Annotated in this window: 11 protein-coding genes; 3 read left to right on the top strand and 8 right to left on the bottom strand. The window is 71.0% G+C overall.

Annotated features, from left to right (window positions below; genetic code table 11):
- The first annotated feature begins 146 nt into the window (after window positions 1–146).
- A complete protein-coding gene (locus tag ABZT93_RS08655; RefSeq protein WP_356100936.1) occupies window positions 147–1,682 on the top strand; it encodes a M1 family metallopeptidase in 1,536 nt (511 codons plus the stop codon).
- 5 nt (window positions 1,683–1,687) lie between these two features.
- Here ABZT93_RS08655 and ABZT93_RS08650 read toward each other — a convergent pair whose 3' ends face one another.
- Both ABZT93_RS08650 and ABZT93_RS08645 read right to left on the bottom strand, forming a co-directional pair.
- Window positions 1,688–2,773, bottom strand: a complete 1,086-nt coding sequence (locus ABZT93_RS08650) for a mechanosensitive ion channel family protein (protein ID WP_356101454.1) — start codon at window positions 2,771–2,773, stop codon at window positions 1,688–1,690.
- Between the two features lie 341 nt (window positions 2,774–3,114).
- Complete coding sequence (locus ABZT93_RS08645) at window positions 3,115–4,089, bottom strand: lysylphosphatidylglycerol synthase transmembrane domain-containing protein (RefSeq protein WP_356100933.1); 975 nt, start codon at window positions 4,087–4,089, stop codon at window positions 3,115–3,117.
- 150 nt (window positions 4,090–4,239) lie between these two features.
- Between ABZT93_RS08645 and ABZT93_RS08640 the strand changes: the two genes are divergently transcribed.
- Window positions 4,240–6,147, top strand: coding sequence for an ABC transporter ATP-binding protein (locus ABZT93_RS08640; RefSeq protein ID WP_356101451.1), 1,908 nt, complete (start codon window positions 4,240–4,242; stop codon window positions 6,145–6,147).
- Between the two features lie 33 nt (window positions 6,148–6,180).
- Here ABZT93_RS08640 and ABZT93_RS08635 read toward each other — a convergent pair whose 3' ends face one another.
- The 6 genes from ABZT93_RS08635 to ABZT93_RS08610 all read right to left on the bottom strand — a co-directional run bounded on the left by ABZT93_RS08635 (window position 6,181) and on the right by ABZT93_RS08610 (window position 13,799).
- A complete protein-coding gene (locus tag ABZT93_RS08635; RefSeq protein ID WP_356100930.1) occupies window positions 6,181–7,401 on the bottom strand; it encodes a PP2C family protein-serine/threonine phosphatase in 1,221 nt (406 codons plus the stop codon).
- 130 nt (window positions 7,402–7,531) lie between these two features.
- On the bottom strand, window positions 7,532–8,098 hold the full coding sequence (locus ABZT93_RS08630; protein ID WP_356100927.1) for a hemerythrin domain-containing protein: 567 nt from the start codon (window positions 8,096–8,098) through the stop codon (window positions 7,532–7,534).
- A 1-nt stretch (window position 8,099) separates the two neighbouring features.
- Complete coding sequence (locus ABZT93_RS08625; protein ID WP_356100924.1) at window positions 8,100–9,302, bottom strand: hypothetical protein; 1,203 nt, start codon at window positions 9,300–9,302, stop codon at window positions 8,100–8,102.
- Window positions 9,303–9,465: 163 nt separating this feature from the next.
- Window positions 9,466–10,038 (bottom strand): hypothetical protein, encoded by a 573-nt coding sequence (locus tag ABZT93_RS08620; RefSeq protein ID WP_356100921.1) that lies wholly within the window; start codon window positions 10,036–10,038, stop codon window positions 9,466–9,468.
- 362 nt (window positions 10,039–10,400) lie between these two features.
- Entirely contained in the window at window positions 10,401–12,575 is a 2,175-nt protein-coding gene (locus ABZT93_RS08615) for an FUSC family protein (protein WP_356100918.1), read from the bottom strand.
- A gap of 102 nt (window positions 12,576–12,677) precedes the next feature.
- Window positions 12,678–13,799 (bottom strand): hypothetical protein, encoded by a 1,122-nt coding sequence (locus ABZT93_RS08610; protein ID WP_356101449.1) that lies wholly within the window; start codon window positions 13,797–13,799, stop codon window positions 12,678–12,680.
- Window positions 13,800–13,992: 193 nt separating this feature from the next.
- Between ABZT93_RS08610 and uvrA the strand changes: the two genes are divergently transcribed.
- Window positions 13,993–16,461, top strand: a complete 2,469-nt coding sequence (gene uvrA, locus ABZT93_RS08605) for an excinuclease ABC subunit UvrA (RefSeq protein ID WP_356100916.1) — start codon at window positions 13,993–13,995, stop codon at window positions 16,459–16,461.
- The last annotated feature ends 68 nt before the right edge of the window (window positions 16,462–16,529 follow it).

Below are 16,529 nucleotides of genomic sequence, written 5' to 3'. Positions count from 1 at the left end.
GGGCTCGACAGCGGTCCTCGACTGCTTGCGAAGATCCCGCACATCCCCCGTGGCAACCGAAGTGCCTGATCTTGTGGTCATGCACGTTGATCGCAGTCATCCGACGGCCGGTCCCGACCACCCGGCCGCCCGAGGGAAAGCAGACCATGAGATATCGCACCAGAGTGACGGCACCGGCAGCTCTGCTGGGCACCATGGCGGCCCTGTCCGTGGCCGCCCCGGCGCACGCGGCCCCGGAGACCGGCACCCCTGGCCCGGAGACCCTCGGGGACCCCGTCTTTCCGGGCCTCGGCAATGACGGCTACCGCGTCTCCGCCTATCACCTCGACTTCGCGTACGACGCCACGACCCGGCTCGTCGACGCGACGGCGACCCTGACGCTCACCACCACCCAGGAGCTGAGCCGCCTCTCCCTGGACGCGCTGGGCCTCGACGTGCACGAGGTACTGCTGGACGGAGTCCCGGCCACCCGGGAGCAGGTCGGCCAGAAGCTGCGGATCATCCCCGCCGCCACCCTGCCCGCGCAGACCTCGGTGACCGTGACCGTGACCTACACCGCGGACCCGCGCGCGGGCCTCACCCCCACCGCCTGGGTGCCCACCCCGGACGGCTTCGCGGTCTGCCCCCAGCCCAACGCGGCGCACACCGTCTTCCCGTGCAACGACCACCCCTCGGACAAGGCCGACTTCACGTTCCGCATCACGATCCCGGCGGGTCTCAAGGGCGTCGCGAGCGGCCGGCTGGTCAGCACCGAGGACCTCGGCGACGGCCGGACCGCGTACGACTACCGGTCCCGGGAGCCGATGGCCACGGAGCTCGTGCAGATCACGGTCGGCGACTACGTGATCAAGGACCGGCAGGGCCCGCACGGACTCCCGCTCAGGGACGTCGTCCCGACCGCCCGCGCCACCGCCCTGGAGCCCGCCCTCGCCCTGACCCCGAACCTGGTGAGCTGGATCGAGCAGCGGCTCGGGGCCTTCCCCTTCGAGACGTACGGCCTGCTGCCCTGCAACAGCGATGCCTCGGACGCCTTCGACTTCACGGGCCTGGAGACCCAGACCCTCACCCTGTACAAGCCGAACTTCCTGCTCCAGGCGGAGAAGAGCATCGGCTCGCACATGATGCACGAGCTGGTCCACTCCTACTTCGGCAACAGCGTGAGCCCGGCCACCTGGTCGGACCTGTGGCTCAACGAGGGCCACGCCGACTTCTACGGGCTGCTGTACCGCTACGAGCGCGGCTGGGCCGACTCCCTCGGCCTGACCACCATGGAAGCCCGCATGAAGGACACATACGCGCGCGGCGACCAGTGGCGCAGGACCTCGGGCCCGGTCGCCGCCCCGAACGAGGCCAACCTCTTCGACAGCCAGCGCTACCTCGGCGGCGTCCTCGTCCTGTACGCGCTGCGCCAGCAGGTCGGCGAGAGCGTCTTCGGCGCGATCGAGTCCACGTTCCTGGAGCGCTTCCGCAACGCCTCGGCGTCGACGCAGGACTACATCGCCGTCGCCTCGGAGGTCTCCGGCGCCGACCAGTCCGGTTTCCTGCGGGACTGGCTGTACGGCACCAGGACCCCGAGGATGCCCGGCCATCCGGACTGGACGGTGACGCCGGTCAGCTCCGCGCTGCGGCAGCCGCAGAACCGGACCGACGGCCACTGGCACGACAACTCGGCGACGCTGTAGGGGACTCAGTCGAGCCGGGCGGAGGACACCTCGCCCGGCTCGATCACGGTCTGCGCGCCGCGCTGGTGCGGAATCGACACCGAGCCCTGCTGAAGCGCCACGGTCCGCGTGGGCGCCGGGATCCGGATGCCCTCCTCGCGGTAGCGCCTGTGCAGCTGCTTGATGAACTCGTGCTTGATACGGAACTGGTCGCTGAACTCGCCGACGCCCAGGATGACCGTGAAGCCGATGCGCGAGTCGCCGAAGGTGTGGAAGCGGACCAGCGGTTCGTGCTCGGGGACCGCGCCCTCGACCCGCGTCATGACCTCGGTGACGACCTCGCAGGTGACCCGCTCGACGTGCTCCAGATCGCTGTCGTAGGCCACCCCGACCTGGACCAGGATCGTCAACTGCTGCTCGGGACGCATGAAGTTGGTCATGTTCGTCTTGGCGAGCTCGCCGTTGGGGACGACGATCAGGTTGTTGGAGAGCGCGCGCACTGTCGTCTGACGCCAGTTGATGTCCTCGACGTATCCCTCCTCGCCGCTGGCCAGCCGGATGTAGTCGCCGGGCTGGACGGTCTTGGAGGCGAGGATGTGGATGCCCGCGAAGAGGTTGGCGAGCGTGTCCTGGAGGGCCAGCGCGACCGCGAGACCACCGACGCCCAGGGCGGTGAGCATGGGCGCTATGGAGATGCCGAGGGTCTGGAGCACGACCAGGAAGCCGATCGCCAGGACCAGCACCCTCGTGATGTTGACGAAGATCGTGGCCGAACCGGCGACCCCGGAACGGGACGTGGTGACCGTCCGCACCAGCCCCGCGACCAGCCGGGCCGCCGCCACCGTGACCACGAAGATCAGCAGCACGGTCAGCACCTGGTTGACCGTGTGCTGGACCGCCTTGGTCAGCGGCAGGGCCGCCGCGGCGGCGGCGATGCCGCCCGCGATCGCCGCCGAGGGCACCACGGTCCGCAGCGCGGCCACGAGGACGTCGTCGCCGCCCCACTTGGTGCGGTCGGCGTGCTTGCCCAGCCACTTGAGCAGCATGCGCAGCAGGAAGGCCGCCACCAGACCGGCGACCACGGCGATGCCGGCGCCGACCATGTCGTCCATGGTGAGATCCCGTTGAAATGCCGTCACGTTGCCACCTGTTCGAAATTGCGGGAAGTGCGATCGCGTCGGCCGTGTGAAGGTTCCGTGGCCGACGCGACCGCTCATCCTGCCGTATCCGACACGGGAGTTCGTACCGGGCGGGGCGCCGGATCGCAGGGTTTCGGACGATGCCGTCGGCGGGTTCGGCCTGCTCCCGGCCCAGTACGCGGCCGCCTTGGGCGTTCGCTACGAAGGCTGCCCCACCTGCCCGGGCTCCACGGACCCGGCTGAAAAGGACTCCCGGCGACCCCGTACGGGTACGGCTCAGAGACCGGTGAGCGACCGGCCCGGTCCGTGACCGGTCAGATCACCTTCAGCCGCACCAGCGCGCCCAGTGTCAGCGCGCCCGGCACCAGCGGCACCCAGACCGTGATGATCCGGTAGGCCAGCACCACCGCCGTGGCCACGGCCGCCGGACCGCCGGCCGCGACCAGCGCCACCACCAGGGCCGCCTCCACCGAGCCCACCCCGCCCGGCGTGGGTACCAGGGCCACCGCGCAGGTCGCGGCGAGATACGCGAGGGCCATGTGCACGGGCGGCACCGACAGCCCCAGCGCCTGACCCACCGCGGCCAGACCGGCCGCCTGGAGCGCCGGGAAGGCGAGCGAACCGCCCCACAGGGCCAGTGCCCGGGACGGGCGGGCGTGCACCGAGCGGGCCTCACACAGCGCGGTCCGCAGAAAGGAGCCCACCGCTGTCCGTACCCGGCGGACACCGGTGAGGACGCCCACCGCCACCGCCAGCACCGCCCCCAGGCCCAGCAGCAGCGGACCGGACGCCGTGTCGGGCAGCAGCGCGCCGAGCCGCAGCGCGTCCGGGAAGGCGACGAACAGCACGGCCAGCAGGGTGAGCCGGCCGATCGACTCCGCCAGCAGATACAGGGCCAGCGCGGCCGAGGAGCGGGCGAGCGGGACCCCGCAGACGGTCATGAAGCGCAGGTTCACCGCGCCCGCCCCGAGGCCCGTCGGCAGCAGGTGGTTGGCCGCGCCCGCCGCGAACTGCGTGGCCAGCAGCCGCCGCCGGGGCAGCCGCTCCACCACGGCACCCTGCCGGGTGAAGGAGGCGGCCACCCAGGTCAGACAGGTGGTGCCGGCCGCGGCCACCAGCCACGGCCACTCGGCGTGCCGCAGATGACCGAAGCCCTCGGCCAGCACGGAACGGTGTCGCACCGCCACGACGGTGACCAGCAGGAGCGGGACCAGACACAGGATCTGGCGGATACGGCGGACGGGGAGGCGCTGGAAAGGGCGTCCCTGGGGGAGTTCTACCGCTGTCACACCGGGAGAGGTTCTCCCCGCCGCGCCAACGGCGGGTTGCGGAAGCGGGGCCAGGGTCTTACGTACGGTCATCGAGTCCTTCGGAAGGGCGGTCGGAGTTCGGGCGTTGACCTCGATAACGCTTGAGGTTCTAAGTTCTCTCCCATGAGCATGGAGACCACAGCCTGGACACAGCTGCACAGTGTCATGAACGCCGAGCAGGAGCGCCGCCCGTTCGCCCGCGCCACGCTGCGCCGTATCGGCACGTTCGCCCGCCCGCACCGTACCCGTATCGCCCGCTTCGTCGTGCTCGGGGTGGGAAGCGCGCTGCTCGCCGTGGCCACGCCCGTGCTGGCCGGCAACGTCGTCGACGCGATCGTGTCGGGCGACGACGAGGGCAAGGTCGTACGCCTGGCCCTGCTGATTGCCCTCATCGCGGTCGCCGAGGCCGCGCTCGGCATCCTCGCCCGACGCCTGTCGGCCACGCTCGGGGAGGGACTCATCCTCGATCTGCGCACGGCTGTGTTCGATCATGTGCAGCGCATGCCGGTCGCGTTCTTCACACGCACTCGTACGGGAGCGCTCGTCTCCCGTCTCAACAACGACGTCATCGGCGCGCAGCGCGCCTTCAGCAACACCCTGTCAGGCGTGGTCAGCAATCTGGTCACCCTGCTGCTGACCCTTGTGGTGATGCTCACCCTGTCCTGGCAGATCACCCTGCTCGCGCTCGCGCTGCTCCCGGTGTTCGTGATCCCGGCCCGGCGCATGGGCAGCAGGATGGCCCGGATGCAGCGGGAGGCGGCCACCCTCAACGCGGCCATGGGCACCAGGATGACCGAGCGCTTCTCCGCGCCCGGTGCCACCCTGGTCAAGCTGTTCGGCCGCCCCGAGCAGGAGTCCGTGGAGTTCGCGGCCCGGGCCCGCCGCGTGGCCGACATCGGCGTGCGGACCGCCACCGCCCAGTCGGTGTTCATCACCGCCCTGACCCTGGTCTCTGCCCTGGCACTCGCCCTGGTCTACGGCCTCGGCGGCTGGTTCGCCCTGCGCGGCAGCCTGGAACCGGGCGCCGTCGTCTCCCTCGCCCTGCTCCTGACCCGCATGTACGCCCCGCTCACCGCCCTGGCCGGTGCCCGCGTCGAGGTGATGAGCGCGCTGGTCAGCTTCGAGCGGGTCTTCGAGGTACTGGACCTGAAGCCGCTGATCGAGGACAAGCCGGACGCCCGTGAGGTTCCCGAGGGACCGGTGGCCGTCGAGTTCTCGGACGTCCGCTTCGGCTACCCCTCCGCCGACAAGGTGTCCCTGGCCTCCCTGGAGGAGGTCGCCTCCCTCGACACCCGCGGTGGCGCCGAGGTCCTGCACGGCGTCTCCTTCCGCGCCGAACCCGGCCAGACGATCGCCCTCGTCGGCTCGTCCGGCGCCGGCAAGTCGACCGTCGCGCAACTGCTGCCGCGGCTCTACGACGTCGACGAGGGCGCCGTCCGGATCGGCGGCGTCGATGTCCGTGACCTGAGCGCCGGCTCCCTGCGGGCCACCCTCGGCATGGTCACCCAGGACGGTCACCTCTTCCACGACACCGTCCGCGCGAACCTGCTGCTGGCCCGCCCCGAGGCGAGCGAGACCGAGCTGTGGGACGCCCTGCGCCGGTCCCGCCTCGACACTCTCGTACGGTCCCTGCCCGACGGCCTCGACACCGTCGTCGGCGAGCGCGGCTACCGGCTCTCCGGCGGTGAACGCCAGCGCATGACCATCGCCCGGCTGCTGCTGGCCCGCCAGCGTGTCGTCATCCTCGACGAGGCCACCGCCCACCTGGACAACACCTCGGAGGCCGCCGTCCAGGAGGCGCTCGGCGAGGCGCTGGAGGGCAGGACGGCCATCGTGATCGCCCACCGCCTCTCGACGATCCGCACGGCCGATCAGATCCTGGTGGTCGAGGACGGGCGGATCGTGGAGCGGGGTACGCACGAGGAACTGCTCGCCCTCGACGGCCGGTACGCGGAGCTCTACCGGACCCAGTTCACCGCACCGGACGGCGGGATGTCGGCGATCGCGGCGGCGGGGGAGACCGTGGCACAGGCATAGGCGGGGGCATGCGCAGACGGCCGTCACGGCGGGTCAGGGCGTGAGTCGGTGCTGGTGGCCGGCGCGCCATTCGGTCAGCAGGACGGTGGCGTCGTCGTCCAGACGGCCGCAGTGGTGGTCGAGGACCGCGTGCATCAGCCGGCGCAGGGTCTCGTGCAGCGTCTGGTGGCCGGAGTGGTGGCGGACGATGAAGTCGGTGAACCGCTCATGGCCGAACCGCCGCCCCTCGGCGTCCCGGGCTTCGACGATGCCGTCGGTGTACAGCAGCAGCCGGTCGCCGGGCTCCAGCTGATGACGGCTGACGACGATCGGCAGCCCCAGGCCCGCACCCATCGGCCCGCCCGGCGGACACGGCAGCTCGAGCGTCCAGCGGTTGTCGCGGACGACGATCGGCAGCGGGTGACCGCGGTTGATCCAGGTCAGGTGGCCCGTGTCGAGATCGAGTTGGGCGAGGACGCCGGTGACGTAGCGGCTGGTCCCGAAGTGGGCCACGAGCACGTCCTCGACGGCCCGGCTCGTCTCGGCGAGCGTGGCCCCCTGACGGCGGGCGTTGCGGCAGGCGGCCACCGCCACGTTCGCGGTGATCCCCGCGGTGGTGTCATGGCCCATGGCGTCCAGCACGGACAGATGCAGGGTGCTGCCGCTGACGGCGTAGTCGAAGGCGTCGCCGCCCATCTCGTAGGCGGGCTCGCTCGCGGCACCCACGGTCACGTCGTGGGCGGCGAAGGCAGGCGGCGGCATCAGCTTCCACTGCATCTCCGCCGCCACGTTCATCGGTTCCGTGCGCACCAACCGGGCGAAGGAGTCACTGAGGGACCTCTTGCTGAGCAGGACCAGGGCCACCAGTGAGGCGAGGTCGCGCAGATCCTGTCGTACGGCCTGATCGTCGCCGTCCTCCGTGTCCGCGCGCAGCATCCCGATGCGCTCGACGCCGTCCGTCACCGGCACCCACCACCGCCGCCGAGACCGTGCGTCGTGCGGTGTCTCGGCGAGGAGCGCGACCCGCTGGTAGGCGCGCCCGGGCAGGGTGCCGTCGATCCGCAGCTCCTCCCCGCCCGCCGCCGCGTCGAGACCGCGGCCGGTGATCTGCCGCAGCAGCGTCTCGCGGAGGTCGACGGCATAGACGGCCACGTCGTACAGCCCGGCGGCGCCCGCATGATCGGCGAGGAGACCGGGCAACTGCTCCAGCGTCACCATGTGCGCGGCCTGTAGCAGCCGCCGCAGCATCCACCCGGTGTCACTGGTGTTCACCATGCCACCACCCTGGTCACAGGATCGGACACCCCCCGCGTACCCGGGACCGGGCACCTGACTCCTGAGCCGCGGCCGTCACTGCCGAAGCCACAGCCCAGGACGTTCGTGCCGGACAAGGAGGCGCGGCCGGTCAGCCGTCCTTGCCCATGGCCTTGCGTACGGCGTCCCGGGTGCGGTCGACCAGGGCGGCGACCGGACCCAGGACCATGTTCTTGGCCGCCGACTCCGTCCCGGGGTGGGGGTGGGTCGGGGCCACGGCCTCGGCCGCCTGCAGGGCGGTGGCCATGGAGGACAGCCGTGCCCGGTCCGCGTGGCGGCGGATGTGGTTGAACTCGTACCGCTCCTCGGCGCGGGCGTGCTTCATCACGTCCAGGCGCAGCGTCCGGAGCTCGGACAGGAACTTGGGGTCGTCGGTGTCCATCCCGTCGAGCCGCGACAGGAGCTCCTTCGCCTCCCGCTCCTCGGCCAACCGCTCGTCCGCCACCTTCGCGCCGTCCGGCATGGAGGTGCGGGTGAACGGACGGACGACCTCCTCCTCGGCCGTCTCGTGCACGGCGAGAAGTCGCACCAGGTTCCGGAACGCCGCCCGGCGTTCGTCCCCGGCGGTCCGCTCCACCTCGTCGAAGAGGTTGCGGATGTCACCGTGCTGACGCATCAGCAGGGCCACGACATCGGCGTCGCTCGCGATCCCGGCCATGTCAGCTCCTCTCCCGTGAGGCGACGTCGGGGTGCTCGCCCTCCGACTCGATGCGGTACTCGCGGCCGAACATCTCCCGGTGCTGGGCCATCACCCGCTCGCTGGGCGGCTCCTCGCCACCGTGGATCTGGTCCTGCATCCTCTCGAACCGCTCGTGGGCGTCCCGGACGTAGCCGGTGCCCAGGGTGGTCAGGTCCATCTGGGTGTCGAGCAGACCGCGTACGAACTGCTTGTTCTCCTCGAAGGTCAGCACGTTCGGGAGCTCCGGGGCGAGGATCTCCTGCGGCTCACGGCCGTCGTGACGGCGCATCAGATCGCAGGCGATCCGCAGGTGTTCCAGCTCCATGTTCAGGTGGAGCTCCCAGACCGCCTTCACCTTGGGGTCGGGCTCCTGCTCCATGAAGGAGTGGTAGAGGTAGCACTCGTTGTACTCGTGGGTGACGAGCTGCTCCCACCACGTCTCACCCGGGTCGACCAGGGACTCGTAGTGGGTGACATGCTCCTCCTCGATCAGCCCGATCTCCTGATAGAGCTGACGGGCGATCGGCTCCATGTACTGGGGGCCGACGTTCATGTAGAAGTTCATGGTCTGCTGCTCCGCCGACATGATCGTCAGCGCGTGCAGCCGGGAGAGCGGGTCGACCGTCATACGGTCGTAGGGCTCGCGCACGTTGTCGGCCGGGTGCCGGTGGTGGAACTTGGTCGGCCGCCCCGGCATCACCTCCGTGAGCCCCTCGACGATCGACTCCGCCTTGCGGTGCTCGATCATCTCGTAGAGGTTGGCGTAGCGGTACAGATGGTCGAAGTCCTCCAGGACGCCGAACTCGTACGCCTGCCTCAGATACGGGTCGGGTTCGTGCCGGGCGATCCACCCGGTGAGGTCGACCGCGACCTGCTCGTAGGAGATGGTCGTCTCCAGGACCGAGGCGAGGCCGGGCAGCAGCCAGTTGACCACCTTCTGCTGCTGTTGCTCGATGTAACGGACTTCCGCCAGCTGCCGCTTGACGTCCGGGTCGGGACAGTGGCGGGCGAACTGGTGGCTGAAGAGGATCGCCTCGACCTCGATGCCGTTCATCGCGATGATGCGGCACTTGGTGTACGGGTCGCCGTGGTCGGGGTCGACGGGCTCGACGTCGAGCTCACGCCAGTTGCGCAACTGGCGGTCCAAGGGGATGCCTTGATGGTCCAGTGGGTTGAAGCCCATGGGGTTCTCCTCGGCAGTGGGCCGGAGCGGAGCCGCGCGGGTACCCCTGCCTGCGGGGTGTAACCGAATGGTGAAGAATGTGGTGGGACGGAATCGGCCAGACGGACGAGGACCGCCTTCACCGCCTGTCGCACCCCGTCCGTACCGGCGGAGACCGACGCGGTCAGGCCGAGGAGTTCGTCCCGGTCGTGGGCGCCGACGCCGGTTCCGGCAGCGCCGCGGGAAACAGCAATGCCGTGGCGACCCTGGCGTGCAGGGTGTCCAAGGTCTTGATCTGCCGCACCGCCCTGCGCAGCAGTTCCTCCAGCCGGTCGGCGTCCAGTCGCGAGTCCTGCGCCGATGCGGCGAGCAGCCCGCGCCACAGCGAGGCCTTGCCCTGCGCTCCCAGCCGCAGCGCCTCGATCTCGACCAGCAGGGCGAGCCCGGAGCGGCGCAGCAGACGGCCGTTGGGCTTCATCCGCGCGGCTTTCTCGCCGAGCCACGCTCCGTACATCTTGTAGCGCCTGGCGGGGACGTCGAGGTCGGCGAGGAGACGGACCAGGGCCTGCCGGTCCTGGGAGATCTCCTTGCGCAGGCTCTCCAGGGTCTCGCCATAGGGCGAGCCGTGGTGCTCCTGCGCCATTCGGCGGGCTAGTTCGACCCCCGCCGTCGCGCCGGCCAGGTGATCGTTGAGATAGATCGCCAGCCGTTTCCGCCGGGTCGGACCGTCGAGCGAGGTCCGTGCCGTCGTGTTCATGGTCCCCTCCGGCTGCCGGAGTCCTGTGATGGCCTCCGAGTGCCCCGGCTGGGCCGGTCCACCGCTTTGTCCGGAAAACCCCGGCACCGACGGACCGCCCTCGTCCTCCGTGTCCTGGCCATCCGCCTGCGAGGCGGTCGTGCGGGGCAGTCACGACGGCCGGACTGCGGTGCCTCGTCCGCTCGGCGGGGGAGGAACCGCCGCCGACAACCGCTCGCCCCACCGCTGAAACGGCATGACCGCCGCAGGACCCGGTTGAGCTGGATACTCGTGATGGCGGCAGCGGCCAGGTGCGGCGGCGCCCGACGCGGCCGGAGAGTACGTGCCTCTCCGGCGCGCGGCGCTCCTCGTGGCCGACTTCGTCACCCACCCCGGTGCGCGTTGCCTGATCCGTCGCCTTCCGCCGCCACGGCGGCCCGAACCCGCTGCTCCTCGCGAGCGGAGCCGACGTCCCGTTCCAGGGGTGTGCGGCTCACGGCCGTCGCGAGGTCTTCCAGGGCCCGCTTCTGCAGTTCCGCCTCGCGCCGCACGACCGGGCTCCGGTTGCCGGCGGCGTCCTCCCATGCGTGGAGTGCCTCCTCCACGCGTTCCCAGTCCGGATTCCGGTGTTCGCGCACGTCGACTGCTGCCTTCTCGGTGGCCGTTTCCAAGGCCTCGGCGAACCGCTCCGCCTCGGGGACGAAACGGCTGTCGGCCTGCGGGACGTGGCTCTCCATGAGCATCGCCGCCCGGCCGAACCGCTTCAGCGCCTCCTGGGCGTCCTGGGCCTCGCGCGAGGTCAGACCTCTGGGGCGGACCGGTTCCTGCCTGGCACGGTCGTAGGCCTCCTGCCAGGCGGCACGTGCCTCCCTGCTCGCCAGCAGGGCCCTGCGCATGTCGGCGCTACGCTCCCGGGACGGTTCCGCGTAGCCGCGGAGCACCGCGGCCGCGTAGCGGCCGTTGGCGGCGAGCCAGTCCGCAAGCCGGCCCGACAGCCTGGGAGTCTCCCACGCGGGGAACACCACGTAGGCCAACATCGCCAGGCCTCCGCCGAGCAGGGTGAGCACCACCCGCTCCGGGACCGTCTGCTGCCACGCCTGACCGCCCATGCCGAGCAGGAAGACGACGTACGCGGCAGTGAAGCACTGGGAGTAGGCGTAGCCGGTACGGATCAGCGTGTACGACAGGCCCGCCGAGACCACCGCCAGCGCGCCGGACACCTGGGCGTCCGGGCCCAGGGCCCGCACCATCCCGGTGGCGAGCGCGACCCCCGCCAGGGTGCCGGCGAAGCGGGCCACCGCACGCGCGTACGTCCGGTGGAAGTCCGGCCGCATCACCATCACCGAGGCGATGGGCGCCCAGTAGCCGTGGCCCAGCGGGAGCCGGGCGGCGATCAGATAGCCGACCGTGGCCACCGCCGCCAGGCGGACGGCGTGCCGGAACACGGGCGAGTCCCGGCGGAGCTCACGGCGCACCGCCCGGACGACGACCGGGAGCAGCCGGACCATTGTCGGGCGCATCAGGAACTGGGCGCTCGCGGGGCCGGGCGGCGGGGGTGTCCTCGCTGAGACGCTGCCGCTCCCGGCGATCTCCAACGCCTCGCCGAGCAGTTCCACGAGCCGCTCGGCGGCCTGCCGGGCGGGCCCCTCCAACACCTCGTGCTCCTCGTCCACGCGCAGGACGTCCGCGCTCCCGGGGGGCACGCCGACGGGAGCGCCGAGTCGAACCGAACGGGCGGCCGCGTCCAGGACCTCGGCGGCCGCGTTGAGCAACTCGCGCGCGCGGTCCCGCCCGGGTCCCTCCGCCGGGGCGCCGACGTCCGGGTCGGCGAGCGCGGCGACGACCGGCCGAATGCGCTCGGCGAGTCCCCGGGGGCCGTGGAGGACGGAGGGCCGGGTGCGGGCCTGTGAGGGCGTCACGGCAGCTGCGTCCCGGGCTGTCATCAACGGCTCCGTGTCGAACGGGGCGGTCGGGTCGTGCCGCAGTCGGCGGGCGTAGTCCGCCACGGCGGCCAGGGCGTCGGCGAGCGCGTCACGATGAGCTCCCCAACGCCGGATCGGGAACAGCAGGATCAGCACGGCTTGCGTCACGCCCCCGAGTGCGATGACCCCGGCGTGCTCAAAGCCTCCCCGGAGGCTCGTGGGCAGGGTGATGGTCACCAGCATGCTGCCCACGGTCGTCGCTGCGACGATCCCGGCGGTCGATCCGACGGCCCACGCCATTCCCGCGACAAAGGCCCATACGGCCAGCAGGGGGAGAAACGTCAGGAGTCGCCCGGCCGCCAGGTAGCCCACGAAGGTGCTGAGCGCCAGACCCGCGCCGGCGCCGAGCGCGATCACCTTGCGTGGTCGCCAGGTGCGCTGGAAGGTGGCCCCACCCGCGGAGTAGGCACCGAGGGCGGCCGACGCGGCATACGCAGGGGAGACCAGCCACAGCGCCGGTCCGATGACGAGCGCCACCCCGGCGGCCGTGCGCAGCGCGAGCAGGGGCTCCAGCCGCGTCTCCTCGATCGCGAGCCCGGATCGCACGACCTCCCCGAAGGCCCGCAGCCACGTCACGGACGTGAGCCTAGCCGGAACACCCTGCCGGGTCGCGTCGGCCCGGTCGAGGTGCGGCAGCCGTCGCCGTTTCCATGTCCGTCGGGATGCAGGACCGTACAGCTAGTCCCCGCGGTCGTCCAGCAGCACGCTGCGACGCTCCTGTTCGCGCTTGGAGTAGGCGGCTGCCCGGATGGCCTCGTCGCTCTCCAAGCCCGATCCCAGCGCGCCGCCCACCGTGGCGACCGAAGCGACGAACCAGGACAACGTCCAGTACTCCGTCCCGTGGAGCGGGGTCCGTGTCATGGCAGCGAACACTTGGTCGTTGAGGATGAACAGCGCCCACACCAGGTTGATCACCACCAGACCCACGTAGCAGACGAGCACCCCGATACCCACGGTCACGACCGTCGAGGCGTTGTAGAGAGCCGCCCTCTTCCTCGCCTCCGGCGAAGCCTCATCCCTTCGATGCCACAGGTTCGCGTCCACGATCAACCAGCCGATCATGAGAGCGACAGACCCGACCGTGGCGATCACCAGGCGCGGCGTGCTCAGGGACACGGCCAGGCTCCAGATGGTGGAGTTCACCGTGGCGACCGCCCCCGTGGCGAGTGCGGCCGCCAGGGCTTTCGACAAGCCCGGCACCAAGCGCCACGGCTGGTTGGCGCGGACCATACCGAGGAGCACCCTCAGGTAACCGTGCGGCCCGCTGACGATGTACCGAAGATCGGCGATCTCCTCCTCACCCACCTGGCCCGGATGGACAGGCGCGAGGCGACCGGTGAAGGGCCCTCGCAGCGTCCGGCTCCCGGGAGTCCCCTCAGCCTCAGTGGCCTGCGGGCCCATCAAACTGAGCACGGCTTCTTCCACGGCCTGCCGGGCCCTTGTCTGCAGCCGGAAGCCTCCCAGCGGGGGAAGGGACAGCAGCGCCAAGCCGTGTCCGTGACTCAGGTCCACCACGAGCTTGCGCCCGTGTGAGTGCAGCGGAAGGTCGGTGAGGGCCACGACGATGTCCCAATTCCCCTCACTTCCGCGGTCCATGATCCGGTGCATCAAGGTGGACGGGTCCTCGGTCCCTGCGGTGAACGGCTCACTGACCACCTCGACGTCGAACCGTCGTCCCTGGCCCGACTTGCCGGCGAGCCGCTCAGGAAGTATCCGGGCCATGCGCTGCGCGATCTCCGTCGGCGTATCCGGATCCGCCAGAAGAACCACGACCGTAACGTCCTGGGACGACACCCGCATGACTCCTTCTCGTCGGCTGCCCTCGCGGTCGCACGTTCCCACAGGATGCCCCCGAGGCAACGAGACGCCGCGTGACACGCTACGCCTGTCGGCAGGTGCAGGCGGTACGGTCGGATCTCCTCGTCCTCCCTCCGTCCGGCCCGGTGACGGCGCCTGCCGCGCGGTTCCCGGCGTGATCAGGTAACCAGGAACGGTGAACAAGGACGCGACGGACCCCTTCGTGCATGTCCGGGGCGCCGGCGAGAACAACCTGCGGAACATCGATGTCGACGTTCCGCGGGACGCGATGGTCGCCTTCACCGGGGTCTCCGGTTCGGGCAAGTCCTCGCTCGCGTTCGGCACGCTCTACGCGGAGGCCCAGCGACGCTACTTCGAGTCCGTGGCACCGTACGCCCGAAGGCTGTTGCAACAGGTCGGCGCACCGCACGTGCAGGAAATCACCGGACTGCCACCCGCCGTGGCCCTGCAGCAGCGACGCGGGTCGCCCAGCTCGCGCTCGACGGTCGGCACCATCACGACGCTGTCCAATCTGCTGCGCATGCTGTACTCCCGCGCCGGCACCTATCCGCCCGGGGCCGCACGGCTGGAAGCCGAGTCGTTCTCCCCCAACACCGCGGCGGGCGCCTGCCCGGAGTGCCACGGACTGGGAGTCGTGCACGACGTCGCCGAGGACCTGCTCGTCCCGGACCCCGCGCTGAGTATCCGCGAGGGGGCGATCGCCGCCTGGCCGGGCGCCTGGCAGGGCGCCAACCTGCGCAGTGTCGTGAGCGGCCTGGGGATCGACATCGACCGACCGTGGCGAAGGCTCAGGAAGAAGGACCGGGACTGGCTGTTGTACACGGACGAGCAGCCCTCCGTGTACATCGAGCCGGAGGAGGACCGCGTCGACTACGGCTACCAGGGCAAGTTCTGGAGCGCCCGCAAGCACGTCATGCACGTCCTCGCCGACTCCAAGAGCGAGAAGATGCGCGAACGGGCGCTGAGGTTCGTCAGGAGTGTGCCCTGCCCCGAGTGCCACGGCAGCGGGCTGCGGCCCGAGGCGCTCGCCGTGACCTTCGCCGGACGTTCCATCGCCGAGGTCAACGCGATGCCGCTCAGCGAGGTCGTGGCGCTGCTGCGGCCCGTCGCGGGGCGGTCCGAGGCCGACGCCACCACGTCGACCGCCCGATCCGGGGAGACGACCGAGGTCGCGGTCCGGATCTGCGGCGATCTGGTCGCGCGGGTCGACGTACTGCTCGACCTGGGCCTCGGATATCTCAGCCCCGGCCGGCGCTCGACGACCCTGTCGCCCGGCGAGGCGCAGCGCCTGCGGATCGCCACCCAGCTGCGCTCGGGGCTGTTCGGCGTCGTCTACGTCCTCGACGAACCCTCCGCGGGCCTGCACCCGGCTGACGCGGAACCGCTGCTGGAGGTGCTGGACCGCCTCAAGGCGGCGGGCAACTCGCTGTTCGTCGTGGAGCACGACATGGACGTCGTACGGCGGGCGGACTGGGTGGTCGACATCGGCCCCGGCGCGGGCGAGGGCGGCGGACGTGTGCTGTACAGCGGCCCGGTCGCCGGTCTCGAGCGGGTCGGGGAGTCGGCCACGAGCCAGTACCTGTTCGGGCGCGCCCAGCCGCTCGATCACCGCCCGCGCACACCGCACGGCCGGCTGCACCTGAGCGGCGTCTCCCGCCACAATCTGCGCGACGTGTCCGTCGACGTACCGCTCTGCGTACTGACGGCGGTGACGGGCGTGTCCGGTTCCGGAAAGTCGACGCTGGTGACGCAGGTGCTCGCCGAGGTCGTCCGCGGCCACCTCGGACTCGTACCCGAGGAACCCGACGAGGCGCAGCTGAAGGTCGACGTCCAGGACGCGTCGGGGGTCGAGTCGTTCGACCGGCTGGTCCGGGTCGACCAACGGCCCATCGGCCGAACTCCCCGGTCCAACCTGGCCACGTACACGGGGATGTTCGACGCGGTGCGCAAGCTGTACGCGGCGACGGACGAGGCCAGGGCGCGCGGCTACTCGGCCGGGCGGTTCTCCTTCAACGTGCCCGAAGGACGCTGCGAGACCTGCCAGGGCGAAGGATTCGTCGCGGTGGAACTGCTGTTCCTCCCCGGCACCTACGCGCCGTGCCCGACCTGCGAGGGGGCCCGGTACAACGCCGAAACGCTGGAAGTCACCTACCGCGGCAAGAACATCGCCGACGTGCTGGCGCTGTCCGTCGACGCCGCCGCCGAGTTCCTGTCCGCCGTCCCGACAGCCTCCCGCAGTCTGGAGACGTTGCGCGAGGTGGGACTGGGGTATCTGCGGCTGGGCCAGCCCGCGACGGAACTCAGCGGCGGTGAGGCGCAGCGCATCAAACTCGCCACCGAACTCCAGCGAGCCCGCCGCGGGCACGCGCTCTACCTCCTCGACGAGCCGACGGCGGGGCTGCACCCCTCGGACATCGCGCTGCTGCTGCGACAGCTGCACCGGCTCGTCGACGCCGGCAACACGGTCGTCCTGGTCGAGCACGACCTGGACACGATCGCCACCGCCGACTGGGTCATCGACCTCGGCCCGGGCGGCGGCGACGCGGGCGGACGGGTGGTCGCGACGGGCCCGCCGGCCAAGGTGGCAAAGGCCCGCCGTAGCGCCACCGCACGCTATCTCGCGGCCCGGCTCGCGCGCTCCTGACGGCGGCGAGAGGGGCTGAGCACCGGTCAGCCGGGTTCGGGGCGCAGGGCCGCGCACGTCGCCATGCT

The sequence above is a fragment of the Streptomyces sp. NPDC005303 genome (assembly GCF_040607335.1).
Lineage (GTDB): Bacteria > Actinomycetota > Actinomycetes > Streptomycetales > Streptomycetaceae > Streptomyces.
The sequence above is the reverse complement of the archived record's forward strand: the minus strand, read 5'-3'. Positions and strand labels throughout refer to the sequence as shown.